Origin of the sequence: Streptomyces musisoli, from assembly GCF_016741855.1 — a bacterium.
Lineage (GTDB): Bacteria > Actinomycetota > Actinomycetes > Streptomycetales > Streptomycetaceae > Streptomyces > Streptomyces musisoli.
On record NZ_JAERRH010000003.1, the window covers coordinates 931,845 to 955,557 of the forward strand.

At 72.3% G+C, this 23,713-nt stretch carries 16 protein-coding genes; 10 read left to right on the forward strand and 6 right to left on the reverse strand.

The features are described from left to right. Positions 1-59 precede the first annotated feature (59 nt). A complete protein-coding gene (locus tag JK361_RS12375; RefSeq protein ID WP_236052744.1) occupies positions 60-557 on the forward strand; it encodes a MarR family winged helix-turn-helix transcriptional regulator in 498 nt (165 codons plus the stop codon). Here JK361_RS12375 and JK361_RS41205 read toward each other — a convergent pair. Further along, the gene (locus JK361_RS41205; protein WP_236052893.1) at positions 505-2,262 is read right to left on the reverse strand and encodes a glycosyltransferase family 39 protein; all 1,758 of its coding nucleotides are present in this window, start codon (positions 2,260-2,262) and stop codon (positions 505-507) included. The genes JK361_RS12375 and JK361_RS41205 overlap by 53 nt on opposite strands. Positions 2,263-2,514: 252 nt before the next feature. Between JK361_RS41205 and JK361_RS12390 the strand changes: the two genes are divergently transcribed. From JK361_RS12390 to galE, 3 genes are all read left to right on the forward strand, one after another. Then, positions 2,515-3,786, forward strand: coding sequence for a glycosyltransferase 87 family protein (locus JK361_RS12390; RefSeq protein WP_201815895.1), 1,272 nt, complete (start codon positions 2,515-2,517; stop codon positions 3,784-3,786). A gap of 44 nt (positions 3,787-3,830) precedes the next feature. Then, on the forward strand, positions 3,831-5,522 hold the full coding sequence (locus JK361_RS12395) for a glycosyltransferase family 2 protein (protein ID WP_201816166.1): 1,692 nt from the start codon (positions 3,831-3,833) through the stop codon (positions 5,520-5,522). A gap of 113 nt (positions 5,523-5,635) precedes the next feature. Continuing rightward, a complete protein-coding gene (gene galE / locus JK361_RS12400; RefSeq protein ID WP_201815897.1) occupies positions 5,636-6,616 on the forward strand; it encodes a UDP-glucose 4-epimerase GalE in 981 nt (326 codons plus the stop codon). 144 nt (positions 6,617-6,760) lie between these two features. Here galE and JK361_RS12405 read toward each other — a convergent pair whose 3' ends face one another. Then, complete coding sequence (locus JK361_RS12405) at positions 6,761-7,399, reverse strand: TetR/AcrR family transcriptional regulator (RefSeq protein ID WP_201815899.1); 639 nt, start codon at positions 7,397-7,399, stop codon at positions 6,761-6,763. Between the two features lie 204 nt (positions 7,400-7,603). Between JK361_RS12405 and JK361_RS12410 the strand changes: the two genes are divergently transcribed. The 4 genes from JK361_RS12410 to JK361_RS12425 all read left to right on the forward strand — a co-directional run bounded on the left by JK361_RS12410 (position 7,604) and on the right by JK361_RS12425 (position 13,344). Next, the gene (locus JK361_RS12410; RefSeq protein WP_201815901.1) at positions 7,604-8,512 is read left to right on the forward strand and encodes an ABC transporter permease; all 909 of its coding nucleotides are present in this window, start codon (positions 7,604-7,606) and stop codon (positions 8,510-8,512) included. Beyond that, positions 8,505-9,386, forward strand: a complete 882-nt coding sequence (locus tag JK361_RS12415; RefSeq protein WP_201815903.1) for an ABC transporter ATP-binding protein — start codon at positions 8,505-8,507, stop codon at positions 9,384-9,386. Before JK361_RS12410 ends, JK361_RS12415 begins: the two co-directional genes overlap by 8 nt. Before the next feature lie 104 nt (positions 9,387-9,490). Further along, complete coding sequence (locus JK361_RS12420) at positions 9,491-11,701, forward strand: CDP-glycerol glycerophosphotransferase family protein (protein WP_201815905.1); 2,211 nt, start codon at positions 9,491-9,493, stop codon at positions 11,699-11,701. After that, the gene (locus JK361_RS12425) at positions 11,698-13,344 is read left to right on the forward strand and encodes a glycosyltransferase family 2 protein (protein ID WP_201815907.1); all 1,647 of its coding nucleotides are present in this window, start codon (positions 11,698-11,700) and stop codon (positions 13,342-13,344) included. Before JK361_RS12420 ends, JK361_RS12425 begins: the two co-directional genes overlap by 4 nt. Before the next feature lie 326 nt (positions 13,345-13,670). On the opposite strand, the gene JK361_RS12430 is transcribed toward JK361_RS12425, so the two are convergent. Then, positions 13,671-15,110: a hypothetical protein gene (locus tag JK361_RS12430; protein ID WP_201816168.1), complete on the reverse strand. Its 1,440-nt coding sequence runs from the start codon at positions 15,108-15,110 to the stop codon at positions 13,671-13,673. Between the two features lie 161 nt (positions 15,111-15,271). Then, a complete protein-coding gene (locus JK361_RS12435) occupies positions 15,272-20,215 on the reverse strand; it encodes an NAD-glutamate dehydrogenase (RefSeq protein ID WP_201815909.1) in 4,944 nt (1,647 codons plus the stop codon). 610 nt (positions 20,216-20,825) lie between these two features. Between JK361_RS12435 and JK361_RS12440 the strand changes: the two genes are divergently transcribed. After that, on the forward strand, positions 20,826-21,392 hold the full coding sequence (locus JK361_RS12440) for a DJ-1/PfpI family protein (RefSeq protein ID WP_201815911.1): 567 nt from the start codon (positions 20,826-20,828) through the stop codon (positions 21,390-21,392). Between the two features lie 110 nt (positions 21,393-21,502). Here the strand turns inward: JK361_RS12440 and JK361_RS12445 are convergent, their stop codons facing one another. After that, entirely contained in the window at positions 21,503-22,171 is a 669-nt protein-coding gene (locus tag JK361_RS12445) for an HAD family hydrolase (RefSeq protein WP_201815913.1), read from the reverse strand. 72 nt (positions 22,172-22,243) lie between these two features. Then, positions 22,244-22,756 (reverse strand): DUF6912 family protein, encoded by a 513-nt coding sequence (locus JK361_RS12450; protein ID WP_201815915.1) that lies wholly within the window; start codon positions 22,754-22,756, stop codon positions 22,244-22,246. A gap of 332 nt (positions 22,757-23,088) precedes the next feature. Between JK361_RS12450 and JK361_RS12455 the strand changes: the two genes are divergently transcribed. Beyond that, positions 23,089-23,649, forward strand: coding sequence for an Rv3235 family protein (locus JK361_RS12455; protein WP_201815917.1), 561 nt, complete (start codon positions 23,089-23,091; stop codon positions 23,647-23,649). The last annotated feature ends 64 nt before the right edge of the window (positions 23,650-23,713 follow it).

A 23,713-nucleotide genomic window follows, 5' to 3' on the forward strand; every position in this document is an offset into this window, starting at 1 on the left:
TTAGAGCACACAATTCAGTTGCGCACAACTAAATGGCTCGCAAGAGCTACCCTGGAGGCATGACCGCTTCGCCCGCCACCCCCGGCACCCCGGCACCCGACACCGACTGGCTCCGGCTGGACCGCCAGATCTGCTTCTCCCTGCACGCCGCGTCCCGCGCCTTCAACGGCGTCTACCGCGTGATCCTCAAGGACCTCGGGCTCACCTATCCCCAGTACCTGGTGATGCTGGTGCTGTGGGAACAGGGCGACCTGCCGGTCAAGGCGCTCGGCGAGCAGCTGCGGCTCGACTCCGGCACGCTCTCCCCGTTGGTCAAACGGCTGGAGGGGGCCGGCCTGGTACGGCGTGAGCGCAGCGCCGAGGACGAGCGGTCGGTCCGGGTCCACCTCACCGAGGAGGGCTCGGCGATGCGCGAGCGGGCGCTCGAGGTGCCGCGCCGGATCATGTCGGCGACCGGGTTCGACCTCGCGGAGATCGGCGAGCTGCGCGCCCGGCTGGACCAGCTCACCACCGCTCTGGACGCGGCGGCGCGGACGGAGGCCGGGGGCGGTCGCTGACCGGGCGGACGTAGAGCCGTACGGTCACCCCGCCCCGCACGACCTGCTCGCGCCCGCTGAACTCCTGCCACAGGACGGTGACCTTCGCCCGTTCGACGGGGTTGCGGGGGGCCCAGCGGCCGCCGAGCAGCCTCCGGTCGCCGACGACCCACACCCGGTCCAGCCGCGCCAGCCTGCGGCGCAGCTCGGCCACGCCGGCCTCCCGCCCGTACAGCGTCCCGGACTCGGCCGCCCCCGCCGCCAGCGCGACGTCCCGGGTCCCCCGGAACGCCCCGGGGTAGGTGAGCGCCGCGTTCCGCATCGCCGTCGGCACGAACAGCACGGACTCCCCGGGACCGACTTCGCGCGCGGCCGCCCGGGAGACGGCGGCGAGGTCGTCGGGCCGCCGGCCGGGATCCCGGTCCGCCTGGAGGAGGGGGAACTGATGAAGAAGCGAGAGGCCGACGGCGAGCACGCCGGCGAGGGTCCCGGACGACACCTGCCCCAACGCCCCCCTCCGCACACCCCCTGAGCCCCCACCACCGAACAATCGGCCGCCCACCAGATCGGAGTGCCGTTTCTGCGGTTCGTCGCCGCACCGGCCGTCTCCCACCAGGGCGGAGTGCCGTTTCCGCGAGGCGTCGCCGCACCAGTCGTCACCCGCCGGGGCAGACCACCGCCCCGCCAGCTCCTCACCGCATCCACCGCCACCCACCAGGGCGGAGTGCCGTTTCTGCGGTTTGTCGGCGGGTGGGTGGTCGTTCCGCGGGGCGGAACCGGCGGGCATCCGACGACCGGGCGGCCGCAGGCGACCCACCACCCCAGCCACCCGATCCGCCCCCGCGGCCACCACCAGCGGTGCCCCCGACAACGCATAGAGCACGTACCGGTCGACGTACAGCGGCGACAACTGCGACACCAGCATCAGCACCACCGGCGGCACCACCATCACCGGCAGCCCAACCCCCGCACACGTCGGCTCCCCCCGCCGCCCCACAAGTCCCAGCAGCCCCACCACGGCCAGGGCGAGACACACCCCGTACACCTCGTCCGTCGGCCCCAGAAACCCCCGCAGCAGCCCTTCGGCCGTCTCCGCCGTGGGCTCCCGCAGCCACGCCAGCTGTGCCGCCTGCGCCCGGGACACCAGCACCATCGGCAGCAGCGCGAGGACGACCGCCGCCCCCGCACACCCCCAGCCGCGCCACACCCGCGCCCCGGCCCGGGCCAGCGCCAGCGACACCGCGTGGGCGAGGAGCAGCAGGACGGCGAACTCGTGCAGCCAGCAGGTGAGTCCGAGCACCGCGGCGTAAGGCCACCAGGAACCGCCCCGCACGGCCCGCACGAACAGCAGGGTCGCACCGGTGGCGCCGGCCGCGACGAGGCCGTACGAGCGGCCTTCCTGGGCGTAGTGCCCGGCCATCGGCGTGACGGCGTAGAGCAGCCCGGCCCACAGTCCGACGCGCGGCCGGGCCAGCCGGGTGCCGAGCGCGGCCACCAGGGCCGCCGTGCCGGCCGCCGCGCACACCGACGGCAGCCGGAGGACGACCTCGCCGGGGTGGAGGCCGAGGACGGCGTGCAGGAGCAGGTAGTACAGGCCGTGCACGGCGTCCACGTCGTGCAGCAGCAGCCAGATCCGCGCCACCGACCGGCGCCCGACCTGGAAGCTGACCGCCTCGTCGCGCCACATGCCGCCCCGGTCCAGCCGCCAGAGCCCGAGCGTCAGCATCACGAGCGCGGGCACGCCCACGGCGGCGGCCCGGCACAGCCGTTCCCGGGCGTGCGCCGGTACCCGACGCGGTGAGTGGCTCGTTGCACCGGTCGGCACGTCAGTGGTCGCTCCAGCCGCCCTGCGCGACTGCGGTTTCGCACGAAGCCCGACGTTCACCATGGCCCGATCTCTTGTGATTAGCCAATATTTGCGGTTGTTGACGGCGTATCAGCATGAATACACCATCCGCACCGCTTAGGCTCCCATGTGATGAACCGTCTCCGTGTCACCCCCGGCCCGGTCCTCGCCCTCACCGCCACGTGGCTCGCCACCCGCGCCCTGATGCTGTGGCTGATCACCCACAGCGGAGGGCCGCTGCTGGGAGGGGGTTCGGTGACCCGGGAGGTGTGGCGGCTGTACTTCCACTGGTACGGCGTGCTCTCCCACGGTTCCTTCCCGGTGCACGACACGCTGTGGCAGTACCCGCCGGGCGCGGGCGCGGTACTGCTGGCGCCGGGGCTGCTGCCGGGGCTGACGTACTTCCAGGCGTTCGTCCTGCTCACGCTGGCCGTGGACGCGCTGACCGCGGCGGCGCTGGTCCGCGCGGGCACCCGGCCCGGGCGCAGCCTGCTCGGCGCGGCGGTGTGGACCGGCGGCCTGCCGCTGCTGCTGCACCTGCCGCTCGCCCGGTACGACGTCCAGGTCACCGCCCTGGCCGTGCTGTCCCTGCTGGCCTCGGCGCGCTCCCCGCGTGCGGGCGGGGTGTTCGGGGCGCTGGGCGCGCTGGTGAAGGTGTGGCCGGCGCTGGTGCTGCTGGGCACGCCCCGGGGGCGGCCGACCCGCCGGGCGTGGGCGGGGGCGGTGTGGACCGCGGCCGCGTGTCTCGCCCTGCTCGCGGCCTGCTTCGGCCACCCGCTCTCCTTCTTGCGCGAGCAGGGCGGCCGGGGCGTGCAGATCGAGTCGCTCGGCGGTACGGCGCTCAGCCTGGCCCGGCACGCCGGCTGGTCCGGCCGGACCCGCTACCAGTACGGCGCGATCGAACTCGTCGGCCCGCACGTGCACGCCGTCGCCACCGCCTCCCTGGCGCTGACGGCGGTCTCCTTCGGGCTGCTGGTGCTGTGGCGGGTGCGGGCCCGGCGCTGGAGCGAGGCCACGCCGTACGACGCGGCGCTGAGCGCGGTGCTGCTGTTCACGGTCACCAGCCGGGTCATCAGCCCGCAGTACCTGATCTGGCTGATCGGGCTGGCCGCCGTCTGCCTGACCTCGCGGCTCACCGGCCAGCGTCCGGTGGCGGTGCTGGTGCTCGCGGCGTGCGCGCTGAGCACCGTGGCGTACCCGATGTGCTACCGCGAGGTGATCGACGGCACCTGGGCCGGGTGCCTGCTGATGCTGACCCGCAACGGACTGCTGACGGCCGCCGCCGTAGTGTCGTTCGTACGGCTCTGGCGGACCGGTCGGCCGACGACCGTAAAGTCCGTGTCGAGGACGCAACCCCTGACCGGTTCCGACCGTCTACCGGATCGAGCCCTAAGCGTCTCTTGATGGGGTATTACTGAACCTTTCTTCGCTCCCGGCCCGTGGACTCCATGCACCCGACACCGCACGACCCGCACACTGAACAGCCAGACGCGCACCCGGCACCCGCGCAGGCCCCCCGGCCCGCGGCGGAACCGGCAGCCCAGCCGACGCCGGAACCGGCGCCCAGGGTGGCCGTGGTCGTCATCGGCTACAACGACCGCGCCCATGTGGCCCACGCCGTGCGCTCGGCGCTGGCACAGGGGCCCGCGGTCGCCGAGGTGATCGCCGTGGACGACTGCTCCACCGACGGCAGCGACAGACTGCTCGCCCGGCTGGCCGCCGACGAGCCGCGGCTGCGGGTGGTGCGCCGGTCCGTGAACAGCGGCGGCTGCGGCAGTCCGCGCAACACCGGGATCGACGCGGCGACCACGCCGTACGTGATGTTCCTGGACAGCGACGACGTGCTGCCGGCCGGTGCGGTGGACGCGCTGCTGGCGGCGGCCACGGAGTCGAACGCCGAGGTCACGAGCGGCCTGTGCGTGCGCCGGGAGCTGCCTTCGGGGCGTGAACAGCCCTGGCAGGCGCCGCTCTACACCGCGCACGCCGTCGTCGCGCGCCCCGCCCAGCGCCCCCGCCTCGTCCACGACACGCTGTGCGTCAACAAGCTGTACCGCACCGACTTCCTGCGCGAGCACGGCATCCGCTTCCCCGAGGGCCGCTTCCTCTACGAGGACTTCGTCTTCACCGCGCGCGTGCTGGCCGCCGCCCCGCGCGTCGCGCTCGTGCCGGACCGGGTGTACGTGTGGCAGGTGCGCCGGTCGGCCGAGCGGCTGTCGCTCTCGCTGGACCGGGGGCACATAGCGAACTGGACCGCGCGCCTCGAGGCGTGCACGCTGGCGTACGACATTCTGCTGGGCGCCGGACAGAAGGAGCTGGCGCGGGCCGCGCGCGCCAAGTTCCTCGACCACGAGGTGCGCATGTACGCGCGTGAGCTGGGCTTGCGTGACGCGCACTACCGGCGCGCATGGTGGGAACGCACCCGGGAGTACCTCGAGCGCTACGACGCGGCCGACTGGGAGCTGAACCCCAGCGCCCCGGGCCGCCTGATCGCGCAGGTGGTCCTGGCCTCCCCCGAGCCGCGCGACCTGCCCCGCCTGCGCGAACTGGCCGCCCGCCCGGCGCGCCTGCTCCCGCCCTACGCCCGCACCGCCGACGGGGACCCGGTCTGGTCCGCCGACCTGCCCCAGGTCTCCCTGGCCCCGCTGCTGGCTCGTAGCCTCCCCGCGCTCCCGCTCGCGGTGGACGCGGAACTGCGCCCCCGCGCGCGTGCCTCGCTGCTGCGCCTGCGGCTGCACGATCTGTACGGGAGGGTGGCCGAGGTGGGCCCGCGCGAGGTGGAGGTGGCGTGGCAGGCGCGTGAGGACGACCGCACGCGGGGGCACGCGACGGTGGCGCTCACGCCTGCCGGCACGGACACCTGGTGGGCGGAGGTGCCGGTCGACCTGGCGCGGCTCGGCTCGGGCACCTGGGACCTGCGACTGACCCTCGGCTTCGCGGACGGCACGCGGCGGGAGACCACGGGGCACGCCCTCGCGGGCGCCGGCCGGCTGCGCCGCCGCGCCGTCCCGAGCGTGATGCACGGCGTGCTCCTGGCGCAGCCGTACGCCACGCACTCCGGCGCCCTGGCCCTGCGCGTGGCGACCGGCCTGCACGGAGTGCTGACCGTGGCCCGCGGACGCCTCCGGCGCCTGCTTCACTGAGACAGGGGCCCGTAAACCGACCCGGGCCGACACGAGGGGCCTGCGCACGGGCCGAGCCGACCGACGAGCCGTAGAGCTGACGAGCTGAAGAGCTGACGAGGAGACAGCCGCACATGACCTGGCTGATCACCGGCGGTGCCGGATACATCGGGGCGCACGTCGTACGGGCGATGGCCGAGGCGGGAGAGCCCACGGTCGTCTACGACGACCTGTCCACGGGTGTCGCCGAGCGCGTACCGGCCGAGGTCCCGCTGGTGCGCGGCTCGATCCTGGACGCGGACCTGCTGGCCCGGACCCTCGACGGGCACGGGATCACCGGGGTCGTCCACCTGGCGGCGAAGAAGCAGGTGGGCGAGTCGGTGGAGCGCCCGCTGCACTACTACCGGGAGAACGTGGAGGGGCTGCGCGTCCTGCTGGAGGCGGTGACGAAGGCGGAGATCCCCTCGTTCCTCTTCTCCTCCTCCGCGGCCGTCTACGGCATGCCCGACGTCGACGTGGTGACGGAGGAGACGCCCTGTCACCCGCTGTCCCCGTACGGCGAGACGAAGCTGGCCGGCGAGTGGCTCGTGCGGGCCACGGCCCGGGCGACCGGCCTCGCCACGGCGTCGCTGCGCTACTTCAACGTGGCGGGCGCGGCGGCCCCCGAGCTGGCCGACACCGGCGTGTCCAACCTGGTCCCGATGGTCTTCGAGCGGTTCACGGAGGGCGCGGCGCCACGCATCTTCGGCGACGACTACCCGACCCCCGACGGCACCTGCGTCCGTGACTACATCCACGTGGCCGACCTGGCCGAGGCCCATGTGACCGTCGCCCGCGCCCTGGGCTCCTCCCCGGGCACCGACCTGACCCTGAACATCGGCCGGGGCGAGGGCGTCTCCGTCCGCGAGATGATCGACCGCATCAACGCCGTCACCGGCTACAACCGCCCCCCGACGGTCACCCCGCGCCGCCCCGGCGACCCCGCCCGTGTCGTCGCCTCGGCCGCCCGCATCGCCACGGAGCTGGGCTGGCAGGCCAAGTACGACGTACAGGACATGATCACCTCGGCCTGGGAGGGCTGGGTACGGCTGCATCCGGAGGCGGCACGCTCGTAGCGCCCGCTCGGGGGAACCACCGTTGCCCCGCGCTCGTGCCGCTGCGGTGGACCGAAACCCCGAGGGGCCTGCCGCCCGGCCTCGCGGAGCGGGTGTTCCGCGCGCCGGAGCCGGCCTGTCCGGCCCGGCAGCCGGCCGGTGGTGTCACAACGCCTTGAGCGCGCCCGCCGTGGCCCGCGCCAGCTTCTCCAGGTAGCCCTTGGGCGGTTTCGGGGTGCGGATGACCACCGAGCGCCAGTACAGCGGGCCCGAGACGAGGTCCAGCGCCAGGTCGGGATCGACGCCCGCGCGGATCTCGCCCCGCTCCTCCGCCGCCGCCACGATCCGGCTGGCCACGCCCTCCTGACCGTCCCGCAGCGCCTTCTGGAACGCCTCCGCGATGTCGGGATTGCGGGCCGCCTCGGCCTGGAGGTCGGGGATGATCTGGGACGCGACGGGGTGGCGCAGGGCCCGGGACGTGACCTCGTAGAGGAGGCGCAGGTCGCCCTCCAGTGACCCCGTGTCGGGGACCGGGAAGCCGGTCACGGCCATCGCCGAGACGACGTCCAGGACCAGGTGGAGCTTCGAACGCCAGCGCCGGTACACCGCCGTCTTGCCGACCCCGGCCCGGCGGGCGATCCCCTCGATGGACATGCGCGCGTAGCCGACGGCCGCCAGTTCCTCGAACACGGCCGCCCGGATGGCCTCGGTCACGTCCTCCCGGAGCACGGCGGCCCCGGCGGGCGCCCGGCGGCGCGGACGCGCCGGCGGCTCGTCGGCGGACTCGGCGGCGTTCGTCGTCATACCCCCCAGCATAGGGCGTTACGACGAAACGGTTGCGTCCCGACGTCCATTGGGCCTACTCTCGCGTTGCGACGATACGGTCCCGTCCCGACGTAAGAGAACGTGAAGAGAAGCGTAAGGAAACGCCGGACGACGGGCACGCACGCGGCGATCCCGGCGAGAGTCGGACGCGGCACCCCCTCCCCCCGAGCGAAAGCAGCGGATGTGAGCCAGGTCCTCCACACACCGCCCCCCACACAGGCCCCGGCCACCGAAGACCTCGCGGCACTCGCGGCCCGGCACGGCCTGTCGGTCAGCGGCGCCCGCCCCTCCCTGCCCGAGTACGTCGGCCAGCTGTGGGCCCGGCGCCACTTCATCGGCGCCTTCGCCACCGCCAAGCTCACCGCCCAGTACAGCCAGGCGAAGCTCGGCCAGGTATGGCAGGTCATGACCCCGCTGCTGAACGCGGCGGTCTACTACTTCATCTTCGGCGTCCTGCTCGGCACCAAGCACAACGTGCCGGACTACGTCCCGTTCCTGGTCACGGGCGTGTTCATCTGGACGTTCACGCAGAGCTCGATCATGGCGGGCACCCGGGCGATCTCCGGCAACCTCGGCCTGGTCCGCGCCCTGCACTTCCCGCGCGCCGCCCTGCCGATCTCCTTCGCGCTCCAGCAGCTCCAGCAGCTGCTGTTCTCCATGGCCGCCCTGGTGGTCATCCTGCTCTGCTTCGGGGTGCCGGTCGCCGCCTCGTGGGTACTGGCGATCCCGGCCCTGGTGCTCCAGTTCACGTTCAACGCCGGCGTGTCGATGATCGTGGCCCGGCTGGGCGCCAAGACCCCCGACATCGCCCAGCTGATGCCGTTCGTGCTGCGCACGTGGATGTACGTCTCGGGCGTCATGTGGAGCATCGACAAGCTGACCAGGAAGGAGCCGCACATCGTCAGGGTCCTGCTGGAGCTGAACCCCGCCGCCGTCTACATCGACCTGATGCGGTTCGCACTGATCGACAGCTTCGACGGCGCGTCGCTGCCCCCGCACGTGTGGGCGGCGGCCGTCGGCTGGGCCCTGCTCGCCGGCATCGGCGGCTTCATCTACTTCTGGAAGGCTGAGGAGACGTACGGCCGTGGCTGAGCAGACCCCCGTCGAGAAGATCCCCACCGTCATCGCCGACAACGTCGACATCGTCTACCGGGTCAACGGCACCGGCGCCGGCCGTGGCACCGCCACCGCCGCCCTGAACCGGATCCTGCGCCGCAAGCAGGCCGAGAAGGCGGCCGGGGTGCGCAAGGTGCACGCGGTGAAGAAGGTGTCGTTCGTCGCCTACAGGGGCGAGGCGATCGGGCTCATCGGCACCAACGGTTCCGGCAAGTCGACCCTGCTCAAGGCCGTCGCCGGGCTCCTCCCGGTGGAGAGCGGGCACATCCACACCGACGGCCAGCCGTCGCTGCTGGGCGTGAACGCCGCCCTGATGAGCGACCTGACCGGCGAGCGCAACGTCTTCCTCGGCGGTCTCGCCATGGGCATGTCCCGGGAGCAGATCAAGGAGCGCTACCAGGACATCGTCGACTTCTCCGGCATCAACGAGAAGGGCGACTTCATCACCCTGCCGATGCGCACGTACTCCTCCGGCATGGCCGCCCGGCTGCGCTTCTCCATCGCCGCCGCCAAGGACCACGACGTCCTGCTCATCGACGAGGCGCTGGCCACCGGCGACCGCTCCTTCCAGAAGCGTTCCGAGGCCCGCATTCGCGAACTGCGGCAGCACGCGGGTACGGTCTTCCTGGTCAGCCACAACAACAAGTCGATCCGCGACACCTGCGAGCGGGTCCTGTGGCTGGAGCGCGGCGAACTGCGCATGGACGGGCCGACCGAAGAGGTCATGAAGGAGTACGAGGCGTTCACGGGCGACAAGAAACCGGCACCGAAGAAGCCCGCACCAAAAGCAGGTGCAGCGAAAGTGAACACGCCGCAACCGGCGGCACCGAAAGAGCCTCTTCCTTCCTGAGCCATGCTCTCACCCTCGAAGGTGATCATCCCTTTCATCTGCTTAGTGACAGTATGTTATGAAAGGTGTGCCAGGAGACGTCGAACCAGAAGGAGTCCACTGCGATGCCTCAGCTGAGCGTGATCGTCTACGGGCCTAACGCACAGGGGCATCTGACCGAGCTGTTGGACTCGCTGGCGGCCCACCCCCTCACCGACGCCGAGGTGATCGTCGCCGCGGTCGGCGACTGGGCGCGGGAGACGGCCGAGGGCCACGCCCCCGAGACCATCGTCGTGCCACTGCCCGAGGGCACCGGTGACGCGGCGGCACGGGCGGCCGGCGCCGCCCGCGCGTCCGGCCGCTGGCTGCACTTCGTCCACGCCAAGGACGGCCTGCCGGCCGGCGCGCCCCGCCTGATCGCGGAGCGGACCGCCGAGCTGGACGACGCGGACGCCCCGGAACCCGTCGACGTCCTCCTCTTCGACCACGTCACCACGACCTGGCAGACCGCCGCCTCCCCGTCCCGCGACGGCCGCCACCTCGCCGCCGTCGGCCGCGCCGCGCTGCCCCTCCAGGACGCCGCCGACCTGCTGCGGCTCACCCCGCTGCTCGGCAACCGCGCCCTGCGCGCCGAGTTCTGGCAGGCCCACCAGGAGCAGCTGACCACCGACGACGAGCCGCGCGCCGCCTACGCCGCCCTGCTGGAGGCCGGCCGCGTCGCCTGCCTGAACCAGACGGCGTACGAACACCGCGTGCTGCGCCCCGAGAGCCTGCCGCCGCGCGTCCCCGAGGACCGGCTCGCGCTCATCGACCGCTACGAGGCCGTGTTCCCGCTCACCCGGGACCGCCGCGCCCCGCACACGGTGCTGTACGACCTGATGGTGCGCGACCTGGTGCGCACCTTCGCCCGCGAAGACCTGCCCGACCTGGTGGCCCGCGAGTTCTTCCGCCGCGCCTCCCTGGCCGCGGTCCGCTGGCGCCCCGAGGGCCACCGGCGGCCGGCGGGCCTGGAGGGCGTACGGCACTCGCTGCTGGAGGAGGGCGCGTACGCCAAGTACCGCGCGTTCCAGGCCGCCAACCGCACCCGCCGCGCCGCCCGCAAGGCCGTGCGGACCCGCAAGCAGCAGCTGGGGGCCAAGGTCCGCGACCAGCAGTACCGCCGGGCCCTGTCCCGCCCGGTGGACCCGAACCTCGCCGTGTTCTCGGCCTACTGGGACCGCGGTGTGTCCTGCAACCCGGCCGCGATCGCCGCGAAGCTCGCCGAACTCGCCCCGCACATCCACCCGGTGTGGGTGGTGAACAAGACGAACGCCGCCCTGCTGCCGCCGGGCACGGACCACGTGATCCCCGGTACCCGCCGCTACTGGGAGACCCTGGCCACCGCCAAGTACCTGACGAACAACGTCAACTTCCCGAACGGCGTGGTCAAACGCCCGGACGCCATCCACCTCCAGACCCACCACGGCACCCCGCTCAAGCGCATGGGCCTGGACCAGATGGACCACCCGGCCGCCGCCAAGGGCCTGGACTTCGCCGCCCTGCTGGCCCGCATCGACAAGTGGGACTACAGCGTCAGCGCCAACGGCCACTCCACCCGCATGTGGGAGCGCGCCTACCCGTCCCGCTACATCTCGCTCGACCACGGCTACCCGCGCAACGACGTCTACTACACCAGCGACGCCGAGGCGGTGCGCGCCGCCCGTGAACGCCTGGGGATCCCCCCGGGCCGGACGGCCGTCCTGTACGCCCCCACCCACCGCGACTACGAGGCCGGCTTCACCCCCCGCCTCGACCTCGCCGCCCTCGCCGACCGCCTCGGCGAGAACACCGTCCTCCTCGTCCGCGCCCACTACTTCTACGGCGGCGCCGCCTCCCCGCTGACCGGCCTGCGCCGCTCCGGCCGGATCATCGACGTCTCCTCCTACGACCCCGTCGAGGAACTGTGCCTGGCCGCCGACGCGCTGGTCACGGACTACTCGTCGATCATGTTCGACTACGCCAACCTCGACCGCCCGATCGTGGTCTACGCCGACGACTGGGAGACCTACCGGACCACCCGCGGCGTCTACTTCGACCTCATGACCGAGCACCCCGGCCAGGTCGCCCGCACCCAGGAGGAACTCGCCGAGATCTTCGTCTCCGGCGCCTGGCGTGACGAGAGCGCGGCCAAGGCGCGGACCGCGTTCCGGCGCCGGTTCTGCGAGTACGACGACGGACGCGCCGCCGAGCGGGTCGTACGGCGGGTGTTCCTCGGCGAACCCGAGGAGTCGCTGCCACCGGTACTCCCCATCGAGGACCGCACCCCCGCCCCGACCCCCGAGGAGGCCACCGCATGACCCAGCCCGACGTCACGGTCACGGTCATCGTCTACAACGACGCGGCCCGGCTCCCGCGAGCGGTCGCCTCGCTGCGCGCCCAGACCCACACGAACATCGAGATCGTCATCAGCGACGACCACTCGACGGACGAAACCCCGTCGGTGGCACGGGAGCTGGCGGCCCAGGACGACCGCATCCGCTACCTCCGCCTGCCGGAGAACAGCGGCGGCTGCAGCGCCCCGCGCAACCGGGCCATCGAGATCGCCCGGGCGCCGTACCTGATGTTCCTGGACAGCGACGACGAACTGCCGCCGCGCGCGGTGGAGCTGCTGCTCGCGGCCCACCGGGAACGCGAGGTGGACTTCACCATGGGCGCGGTGCGCCGGGTCCGGGTGGACAACGGGCGCCGCTCGACCTGGATGCCGCACGTGGTCGCGGAGCGCCGCACCGTGGAGGGCATCGAGGAGGACCCGAGGCTGCTGTTCGAGCACCTGTCGACCAGCAAGATGTACGCCCGCGCCTTCCTCGACCGCCACGAGCTGCGCTTCCCCGAGGGCATCCACTACGAGGACCAGCTGTTCTCGGCGCAGGCGTACTGCCTGGCGAAGGCGTTCACGATCATCCCGGACCCGGTGTACGTCTGGTACATCGAGCCGTTCGCCGCCGCTGCCTCCGCGTCCATCTCCAACCAGCGGCACAAGATCTCCAACGTGCGCGACCGTGTGCACGTCCAGCGGCTCATCGACGAGTTCCTGGTGAGCAGCGGGCACGCGGGGCTGCGGGAGGACAAGGACTACAAGTTCCTCAAGCACGACTTCCGGATGTACGCCGGCGACCTGCCGTACCGGGACGAGGAGTGGCTGGCGTCCTTCACGGACATCATGACCCCCTACCTGGACGCGCTGTCGCCCGGCGCGTACGAGAGGCTGCCGCGGCCCGAGCGGGTGGTGCTGGAACTGCTGCGGGACGGCCGCACGGCCGAGGCCGGGCTGGCGGCGCGCGGGCTGGGACAGGGAGTGGCGCCGCGGCAGGTGACGACCGACGGCACGGGCGCGGCGTACTGGGGCGACAGCGTCCCGTCCACGGACCGTGCCCGCCGGGAACTGGACGTGTCGGACCTGGAGTTGGACACGCGTCCGTTCCCCACCGCCCAGTTCCGCCACGAGATCACGGACCTGACTCCCGGCCCGGGAGCGACCCTGACCCTCGCGATCCGCACGTACGACCCCGGTCTGCGGCTGCCCGTGGGCCCGCAGCGCGCGTCCCTGCTCCTGACTCCCGGCAAGCGCCGGATGACGATCCCCTTCCGTCTGGACCCGGTGCGCCCCGGCGTCTTCGAGGGCACCGTCCGTCTCGACCTGGCCGACGCCTCGCTCCCCGTCCACGGCTTCGAGGGCGTACGTCACCCCGTGATCCGCCTGAACCAGCAGGGCCTGTCCAACGCGGCCCTGCTGCTGGCCCCCGTCGACTTCCCGACCCGTAGGGCCCTCGTCGGGCACCACGAGGTCACCCTCGAACCGGAGGGCCGCAACCCCGGACGCCTGCAACTGCGCTGGCGGCCGGTGGGAGTGACGGCCCGCGTGATCCGCCCGGTGGTCCACCGCATCGCCCGCCCCCGCGTACGGAACGCTATGCGACTGGTGGCAAGCGTCCTGAGGTAGGAGAAACCCCCTGAACACCGACGCGCCGCAGGCAGACAACCGCCTGCGGCGCCGTCGTACGCACGGACCCCACCGCCGTACCCAACCACGACCGGCCACACCGCCGGGGCGGCACGGGTGGGCGCACAGCAACCCAGCTGCGGGCAGTCGTGCCGCTGGGCCGGCACGGTGGCCCCGCAGCAACCCAGCTGCGGGCAGTCGTGCCGCTGGGCCGGCACGGTGGCCCCGCAGCAACCCAGCTGCGGGCAGTCGTGCCGCTGGGCCGGCACGGGTGGGCGCAGCGGCACCCTGTCAGCGCCGGCAAGCGACCCCACCCGCCACGCGGCTCAGGGCACCACCCGGTACAGGACCTTCCCGCCCGGCCCGGCGGCCACCTTCCGCAGCCACGGTGCCGCGGCCGCCCCGTCCCCCACGACCCACTTCACCCCGTACTCCCGCAGAATCCCCCGCCGCGCCTCACCCGACGTGTCCGCCGCGAAGTACCGCGCCACCGCGGCCTCCCGCCGCCCCGCGTCCTTCAGGAACACATCCGGATACCCCGGCGCCACGGTGTACGGCCCGTACGCGGGGATCTGCCGGGCCGGCCACATGCCGGTCATCACCACGTCCCCGTACTTCACCCCGGCCCGCATGATCCAGTGGTACCCCACCCACGGCGTCCGGTACTTCTCCGCGACCACACCGGGCAGCGCGTCCCGCCCCGTCACGTACCCGAGCGTCCCGGCCTGCGTCCACGCCCCCACCGCCAGCGCGGCGAGCAGCACGCACGCCCATGCCCTGCGCACCGCCCGGCGTCCCGCGGACACGACCTCCAGCGCGGCCGCGAGCTGCGCCGGGATCAGCGCGGCGGGCAGGGCACGGCCCCAGGAGTAGTGCCCGGTCAGCCCCCCGGCCGCGAACACCAGCGCACCGAGGGCGAAGAAGAGGACCAGCGGGTCCCGGTGGTCCCGCCGCCACCGCAGTCCGAGCGCCGCGACCCCGAGCAGCACGAGCCCGAACCGCGCGGCCAGGTCCTGGTACAGCGGCTGGTGGATGGCCTCCAGGTCCGCCCCCGCGGAGAACAGCGCGAAGAAGTCGTAGTACGGCCAGAGCCACAGCACCAGCAGCCCCAGGGCCAGCGCGGCGCCGAGCCGGAGCAGCACCGTCCGGGCCGGCCGGGCCGCGAGCAGCATGGCGAGGCCGCCGATGGACGTCACCACGCCGGTGAACTGGTGGCACAGCAGGATCAGCGCCCACAGCGCCCCGAGCCCGAGCCAGACCCCCCACCCGGCCTGCCCGCGCACCGCGCCCGTCAGCCACGCCCAGAAGTGGAAGGCGAGGCCGAGCGCGAACACACTGGGATACGCCACCGTCAGCGCGAGGGAGTTCAGCCCGAGGAAGCCGCTCCAGTTGAACAGCGTGGGGCCCCAGAGGAACAGCAGGCTCAGCAGGGCCAGGGCGGGGGCGGCACGATGGGCGCTCAGGGTACGGACGTAGCGCAGGACGCCGGTCACCAGCAGCCCCAGTCCGGCGAGCGCGGCCAGGCGCAGGACCACGAACACCGACAGGCCCGTCAGTCTGGCGACGACGCCGAGCAGCAGCATCCACGGTGAGTAGTACGGGCTCGGCGTGCCGGCGTCGACCAGCGGGTTGCCGGGGTGCAGCAGGCTGTGGCGCAGGCGTTGGACGGTGGCGGCGTGCATGCCGAGGTCGCCCGCCCAGGGCAGGCGGACGACGACCAGCAGCAGCAGAGCCACGACGAGCGCGGCGGCGGCCTGCGCGAGCATCCGGCCGGCACCCGCCGCGGAGCCTCGCGCCGGTGCCGTACGGCGCTCCGGTTCGGTATCGGACGGCACGGTGTGCATCGTTCACCGACCCTACAGCCCCCGCATGAAGAAGGCGCCCCGGGCCATGATGTGGTCCGGGGCGCCTTCTTCGTGCCGTACGGCTACGAGTGCGTGCGCAGCAGCGTCCGCATCGTGCGCATCGCCACCGACAGGTTGGCGAGGTCGAAGGAGTCCGAACCGCGGATCTCGTCCAGGGTGGTGCGGGCCCGGCCCAGGATCGCGCTGTTCTTCTGCTCCCACGACTTGAAGCGCTGTTCGGGCGTCGAGGTGCCGTTGCCGACGGCGAAGACGTCCGCCGTGAGCGCCGCGTGGGCCGCGTACAGGTCCTCGCGGATGGAGGCGCGGGCCATGGACTGCCAGCGGTCCTCGCGGGGCAGCTCGATGATGCGGTCCATCAGCTGGGTGATGTCCAGCCGGTCGGCGAGGTCGTAGTAGATCTCGGCGACGTCCAGCGGCTCCTTGCCCATGCGGTCGGCCACCGACACGATGTCGAGCGCCGGGAAGGCGGAGGAGAAGCCGGCCACGCGGGTGGCGAGTTCGTCCGGGACGCCGGCCGCGGACAGCTCGTCGTACACGTGCTGGTACCACTCCAGGTCCGCGCCCTTGAGCAGCTTCGGCAGCTCCTGCCAGACCCGCGCGACCCGCTCGGCGAAGAACTCGACGGTCTCGGCGAGTTCGAGCGGCTGCGGCCGGTTGTTGAGCAGCCAGCGCGTGCCGCGCTCGACCAGGCGGCGCGAGTGCAGCCGGATGCGGGTCTGGACGGCCGCGTCGACCGAGTTGTCCAGGGCCTCGACCGCGTCCCACACCGGTGCCGAGCAGAAGATCGCGCGGGCCGCGGTCTGGGCGCGGACGATCTCCTCCAGGGAGGCGCCGGTCTCCTCGCGCAGGCGGTGCAGATACGTCGTGCCGCCCGTGTTGACCGTGTCGTTGACCAGCACGGTCGTGGTGATCTCACGGCGCAGCGGGTGGTTGTCGATGGCCTCGCCGAAGCGCTCGCGCAGGGCCGTCGGGAAGTACGCGTGCAGCAGGCCGCGCAGGTACGGGTCGTCCGGCAGCGTGGTCTGCAGCAGCTCCTCGGAGACCGTGATCTTCGTGTACGCCAGCACGACGGCCGTCTCCGGGCTGGTCAGGCCGTGGCCCTGGGAGAGCCGGTCACGGATCTGCCGGTCGGTCGGCAGGAACTCCAGCGCCCGGTCCAGGTGGCCCTCGCGCACCAGGTGGCGGAGGAACCGCTGCTGGGCGTGGAGCATGGAGCTGGCCTGGGACAGGGCGTTGGCCAGGGCGGTGTTCTGCGCGTAGTTGTTGCGCAGGACCAGCGCGCCGACCTCGTCCGTCATCTCGGCGAGCAGCTTGTTGCGCTGCTTGACGGTCATGTCGCCCTCGGCGACGAGGCCGTTCAGCAGGATCTTGATGTTCACTTCGTGGTCGGAGGTGTCCACGCCGGCGCTGTTGTCGATCGCGTCGGTGTTGATCTTGCCGCCGTGCGTCGCGAACTCGATGCGGCCGAGCTGGGTCAGACCCAGGTTGCCGCCCTCGCCGACGACCTTGACCCGCAGGTCGCTGCCGTCGACGCGGATGGCGTCGTTGGCCTTGTCGCCGACGTCGGCGTTCGACTCCGAGGACGCCTTCACGTACGTCCCGATGCCGCCGTTCCACAGCAGGTCCACCGGCGACTTGAGGATCGCCTTCATCAGGTCGGCCGGGGTCATCTTGGTGACCTTGTCCTCGATGCCGAGGGCCTCGCGGATGTGGCTGTTGAGGGTGATCGACTTGGCGCTGCGCGGGAAGATCCCGCCGCCCGCCGACAGCAGCTCGGTGTCGTAGTCGGCCCAGCTGGAGCGGGGCAGCTCGAACAGGCGGCGGCGCTCGGCGTAGGAGGTGGCCGCGTCCGGGTTGGGGTCGATGAAGATGTGCCGGTGGTCGAAGGCGGCGACCAGGCGGATGTGCTCGGAGAGCAGCATGCCGTTGCCGAACACGTCACCGGACATGTCACCGATGCCGACGACCGTGAAGTCCTCGCTCTGCGTGTCCACGCCCAGCTCGCGGAAGTGCCGCTTCACGGACTCCCAGGCGCCGCGCGCGGTGATGCCCATGCCCTTGTGGTCGTAACCGGCCGAGCCGCCGGAGGCGAAGGCGTCGCCGAGCCAGAAGTTGTACTGCTCGGCGACCCCGTTGGCGATGTCCGAGAAGGTCGCGGTGCCCTTGTCGGCGGCGACCACCAGGTAGGTGTCGTCGCCGTCGTGCCGGACGACGTCCTGCGGCGGCACGACCTCGCCGGCCACCATGTTGTCGGTGATGTCGAGCAGCGCCGAGATGAAGGTCTTGTAGCTGGCGACGCCCTCGGCCAGCCAGGCGTCACGGTCGACGCTCGGGTCGGGCAGCTGCTTGGCGACGAAGCCGCCCTTGGCGCCGACCGGCACGATGACGGTGTTCTTCACCATCTGCGCCTTGACCAGGCCGAGGATCTCCGTGCGGAAGTCCTCACGCCGGTCGGACCAGCGCAGACCGCCTCGGGCGACCTTGCCGAAGCGCAGGTGCACGCCCTCCACCCGCGGCGAGTACACCCAGATCTCGTACGCCGGGCGCGGCGCGGGCAGGTCCGGGATGGCCTGCGGGTCGAACTTCATGGAGACGTAGTCGTGCGGCGTGCCGCCGAGCGCCTCCTGGAAGAAGTTCGTGCGCAGGGTCGCCTTGATGACGGTCAGGAACGACCGCAGGATGCGGTCCTCGTCGAGGCTGGCCACCTGCTCCAGGGCCGCGTCCAGCTCCTCCAGCAGGGCGTCGGTGATCTCGAGCCCGGCCTTCTGCCGCTCCGGGGACATCCGGGCCTCGAACAGGGAGACGAGGAGCCGGGTGGTGTGGACGTTGTTGCGGAGGGTGTCCTCCATGTAGTCCTGCGAGAAGGTCGAGCCCGCCTGCCGCAGGTACTTGGCGTAGGCGCGCAGCACCATCGCCTGCCGCCAGGTCAGCCCGGCGCTGAGCACGAGGGCGTTGAAGCCGTCGTTCTCGGCCTTGCCGGTCCAGGTCGCGGCGAACGCCTCCTGGAACCGCTCACGGGCGTCGTCGCCCAGGTAGTCGCCGTTGCCGCCGCCGAGCGACCTCGGCATGCGCAGGCCGAAGTCGTAGATCCAGGCGGTGGTGCGGTCCGCGCAGCGCAGCTCGTAGGGCCGCTCGTCGGTGACCTCGACGCCGAGGCGGCTCAGCACCGGCAGCACCTTGGAGAGGGAGACCGTGCCGCCCTTCTGGTAGATCTTGAAGCGGCGCTCGTCGGGCGCGGCACCCACCGGCTCGTACAGGCTCAGCGAGAAGGCCTTGTCCTCGCTGAGCTGCTCGAGGTGGACCAGGTCGGCGACCGCGGCCCGCGGGCTGTGGTCGGCCTTGTAGCCCTCGGGGAAGGCGTGGTTGTAGCGGCGCAGCACCTCGGCCGCGTGCTCCTCGCCGCACTCGGCGGTCAGCGCCTCGGCGAACGCGTCGGCCCAGGAGCGGGCCGCCTCGACCAGGCGGGCCTCGATGCGCTCCTTGTCGGAGTCCGAGAGCTCGGGCAGTTCGGTGCCCTGCGGGACCCGGACGACGAAGTGCAGCCGGGACAGGATCGACTCGGTGTTCCAGGCGGTGAAGTCGACGCTGATGCCGCCGAGCTCCTCCTTCAGGATGTCGATGATCCGCAGCCGGACACCGGTGGTGTAGCGGTCGCGCGGGAGGTAGACGAGGGCCGAGTAGTAGCGGCCGTACTCGTCCTGGCGCAGGTACAGCCGTAGCCGGCGGCGCTCCTGGAGGTAGAGGACGCTCGTCACGATCGACTGGAGCTCGGCGACGGGCGTCTGGAACAGCTCGTCGCGCGGGTAGGTCTCCATGATCTGGAGCAGGTCGCGGCCGTCGTGGCTGTTGGGCGAGAAGCCGGCGCGGTGCAGCACCTCGTCGACCTTGCGGCGGACCACCGGGACCCGGCGCACGGAGTCGGTGTAGGCGGCGGAGGAGAACAGGCCCAGGAAGCGGCGCTCGCCGACGACGTTGCCGTCCGCGTCGAACTTCTTGACGCCGATGTAGTCCAGGTACGACGGCCGGTGCACGGTGGCGCGGCTGTTGGCCTTGGTCAGCACGAGCAGCTTGTGCTCGCGGGCCTTGGCGCGGGCGTCGGCGGGGAGGCGTTCGAAGGAGGGGCTGACCGGGTGCTGGTCGTCCTCGGCGTGCTGCGGGTCCGAGCGCAGTATGCCGAGACCGGTGCCGGGGACGGCGGCGAGCGTGTCGTCGTCGCGCAGCTGGTACTCGCGGTAGCCGAGGAAGGTGAAGTGGTCCGAGGACAGCCAGCGCAGCAGCTCGCGGGCCTCCTCGACCTCGGGCCCGGGCAGGTCGGCGGGGGCGGGCTCGCCCTCCAGGCCGTCGGCGAGCCGGATCGCCGTGTCCCGCATCTTCTCCCAGTCCTCGACGGCCTCCCGGACGTCGGACAGGACGCGCAGCAGGTCGGCGGTGATCTGCTTCAGGTCGGCGCGGTCGGTCTCCCGGTCGATCTCTACGTGGATCCAGGACTCGACGTGCGCGTCATGCGGGAGGTCGCCGGTGGGCGGGGTCGGCAGGACCTCGATCAGCTTGCCGGTCAGATCACGCCGGACGACGAACTGCGGGTGGATGACGACGTGGATGCCGCGTCCCTGCCGGGTCAGCTCGTTCGTCACGGAGTCGACGAGGAAGGGCATGTCGTCGGTGACGACCTCCACCACGGAGTGGCTGCAGGTCCAGCCGTTCTCTTCCACGGTCGGCGTGTGCACCCGGACGTTCGCGGTGCCCTGCGGGCGGGTCTCGGCGAGACGGTAGTGCGAGACCGCCGCGCCGAAGACGTCGTCCGGCTCGCGGTCGGAGAGGTCCTCCGGGGCGGTGTGCAGGTAGTAACGCTGGAGGAACGCGAGCACGGATTCGCTGTCCGGGGTGCCGGGGGTGCCCTCGCTCGTCGTCCCGGTCGGTAGGTGCCCCCCGACCGGGCTGTTCTCAGCTACCCGTGCGGCCCTCTCGAGCAGCTCGGCCTTGGCTTCGTCCAGCTTGGTCTGCATTGTCCTCTGGCTCCTGTCGCGCGCCGTTGCGTGACGTAGAAGGAAGTACGGTCTCTTCCCTTGCGACACAACGCCACGGCCCGGGGTGTCCGGTCGGTTCCGACGGTATGCCGCGAGGTGAGATGAGCGGGGGGAATTCGGCCATTGTCGGGACGTCCGCCGGATGTGACGCTGCTCTCGGCAGCGTCTCGGCCCGGATCGTCCTCGGCGCCCCGGGGGCCTCGGTGCCCCCGCCCCGCCCGCGAAGACCAGCGATCGTCGCCCGGTCACGGAGGTGTTCCGTGCAGCCCGGGCGCAGGGCGGGAGCACGATTGCCCCCGCGAGATATCGCGCTGATCACGCCACAAGGCTATCGCCACTCACCCCGGGTCCGTCATGAGCCGTATGTGTACAAAACCGAGGGGTGAAGTTTGACGTTCTGCACAGCGGCGGGTCGGGGGCGGGTGACGTAGGTGACGTATCCGGTCGCGTCCCCGCGCCGCCGGTCGCACCCTGAAAAGCACCAGGCCCTCTTGGCAAGCGCGCCCGGCGGGGGCAGGGTGCCCAAGAGTTCCACCGCACGGCCCAGCGTTCCATCCGCAGAGCCCGGAGTCTGCCCCGAGGAGCCGACATGCCCACGAAGATCCTCATCGTCACCGGCGACGCAGCGGAGTCCCTGGAAGTCCTCTATCCCTACCAGCGGCTGCGCGAGGAGGGCTACGAGGTCCACATCGCGGCCCCCACCCGCAAGACGCTCCGCTTCGTCGTCCACGACTTCGAACCCGGCTACGACACCTACACCGAGAAACCCGGCTACACCTGGCCCGCGGACCTGGGCTTCTCCGAGGTCGACCCGGGTGAGTACGCGGCCCTGGTCATCCCCGGCGGCCGGGCCCCCGAGTACCTGCGCAACGATCCCGAGCTGCGCAAGATCCTCAAGGCCTTCTTCGACGCGGACAAGCCCGTCGCGCAGATCTGCCACGGTCCGCTGCTCACCGCCGCGATCGACTCGCTGCGGGGCCGCCGGGTCACGGCGTACCCCGCGCTGGAGCCGGACATGCAGGCCGCCGGAGCGGGTTTCCAGGACGCCGAGGCGGTCGTCGACGGCACGCTGGTCTCCGCCCGGGCATGGCCCGACCATCCGGCATGGATGCGGGAGTTCATCAAAGTACTCCGCACGACGGCACCGGCGAACTGACGGAGGGCGGGGCCAGGGGCTCAACGCACAGCCCCGCCACCGGACAGCCCCGCCACCAGCCGCTACCAGACAGCCCTGCCACCGGACAGCCCCGCTACCGGGCACCCTCGCTACGCGGCCACCCTCCGGGCCTCCGCCACTGCCTCGGCGAGCGTGTCCACCACCGGTACCCCCGCGTCCACCAGGCTCGCCCGGCTGTGCGATCCGCCGGTGTACAGCACGGCCCGCGCGCCCACGTGCCGGGCGGCGAGCGCGTCGTCCGCCGCGTCCCCGATCACCACGGTCCGCGCCGGCTCCACCACACCGGCAAGGGCCTCCAGGTGCCGGACCATGTGCTCGGCCTTGCTGCCACCGGACGGCCCGGTACGCCCGTCGACGCGTATGAAGTGCGCCTCGATGCCGAAGCCCCGCACCAGCGGCACCAGCTCCTCGTGCCCGTACATGCTCAGCAGCGACTGACTGTGTCCCGCCGACCGCCACCCCGCGAGCAGCTCCTCCGCCCCCTCGGTGAGCCCGCACCGTACCCGGTGCTCGGCGTAGTAACGGTGGAAGACCCCGTCCATCAGCTCCCACTCGGCGTCGGACGGCAGCCGGCCGAGCAGCCGCTCGTAGAACTTCGGCACCGGCACGCAGTACAGCGAGCGGTACTGCTCCAGCGTGATCGGCGCGAGCCCCAGCTCGGCGAAGGCGGCGTTCGTCGCCCCGATGATGGCGTCATTGTCGTGGAACAGCGTCCCGTTCCAGTCCCAGACGATGTGCGCCCTGTCGTGCATCCCCATGTCCAAGACCGTACCCGCACCCACTGACACCGGGACGCCACCCGGCTCAGCCCGTCCCCGCACCGGCCGAGGTCAGCTCTGTCCGACCAGGCCGGGGATCTCCTGTGTGGCGAACCACAGCAACTCGTGGTCGTCCGCCCCGTCCACGACGGACTGCGCGTCGTCGTCCCCGCCGTCCGCGGCCGCCAGCGCGTCCGCCGCCGCGGCCACGTCCGGCTCCGCGTCCTCGGCGTCCACGTGCACGGAGGCCGCCTTCGCGAGCGGCACCGAGACCGTCACGGTGACCTCGCCGAGGTCGGACGGTTCGGGCCCCCGGCCGGGGCCGGCGCTCACGGCACCGTCGGACACGTCCACGGCGACCACGACCCGGCGCCGCACCGCTCCCGCGTCCGCCGCCAGCAGTCGCAGCGAGGCCAGCGCGGCCCGGCCGAGCGCCGCGTACTCCAGCTCCTCGACGTCCTCGGAGAGGTACCACTCGCGCAGGGCGGGCGTGATGGCGTACGCACCGAACGGGCCGCTCCCCAGCTCACCCGTCTTGTGCGCCTCGGCGAGAGCGGGGAGGGTCAGGGGGACGTAGACGCGCATGCTGGCCGCTCTTTCCTGGTCAAGGGCTCCGCTGGGGCCCCGGGGAGAGCGGCTGGCGCGTCTCCGGAGGGCCTAGTCAGGATACGTGCGCCCGTCCCCTTTCGAGTCCCCGCCCGCGCCCGCGGAAGCGTCCACTCCGCGCCCGCGATTCACCCTCTCCCGCCGCTTGCCCATGGGGTCCGGAGGCTCCCGCACCCCTCGGATAGGTGAACGTTGCGGGCCCTGTGCCGCCCGCCGTCCCTTCCTTGCGAGCCCCTTCCGCGCCCCGTACAAGATCCCCACCAGCAAGTTACCGCCCGGTATCAACCGGGCCCCGCCGAACGGGGACTCCTATGAACAAGGTCATGAGCCGCACCGCCCGGCCCCGCCCGCGGCACCGCCCGCCGACCCGCCGCGACACCCGTCGCCCCGGCGGCGCCCCACCCCGCACACCCACCCGCCCGACGACCACGACAGGCCAGGAGAGGCCCACCACAGCCCCGGAGACGCACGCACACCGGCAATCCGGCACAACTCCGGGGAGGGCCGCAGGACAGCCCGGCACAGCGCCCGAGAGGGCCGTACGGCAGTCCCGGCCGACCGACGTGTTCGCGGACCGCCTGCTGGCCGTCCTGAGCGGCCAGCGGCCCGTCCACTGGATGCTCCGGCACACGGCGGGCCGCGCCTACGACGATCTGGCCCGCCTGGCCGAACGCAGCCCCCTGCGCACCCGGGGCACCCGCCCGGTCGTCCATGACATCGGCTACTACGTCCCCAGCGAAGGCGCCCTGGAGGTCTTCGCCCGCATCGCCGCCGGGGACCAACTACGGGCGATGGCCTTCCGCCTGGAACTGGGCAAGGACCTCCGCTGGCGCTGCACAGCGGTGGAAACCGGTAGCCCTACGGGCCACTGAGCCGACGTCCCCGCAGCCACACACGCCCGCCGTAGCCCCCACGGGCACCCGCGCCGGCCGTACC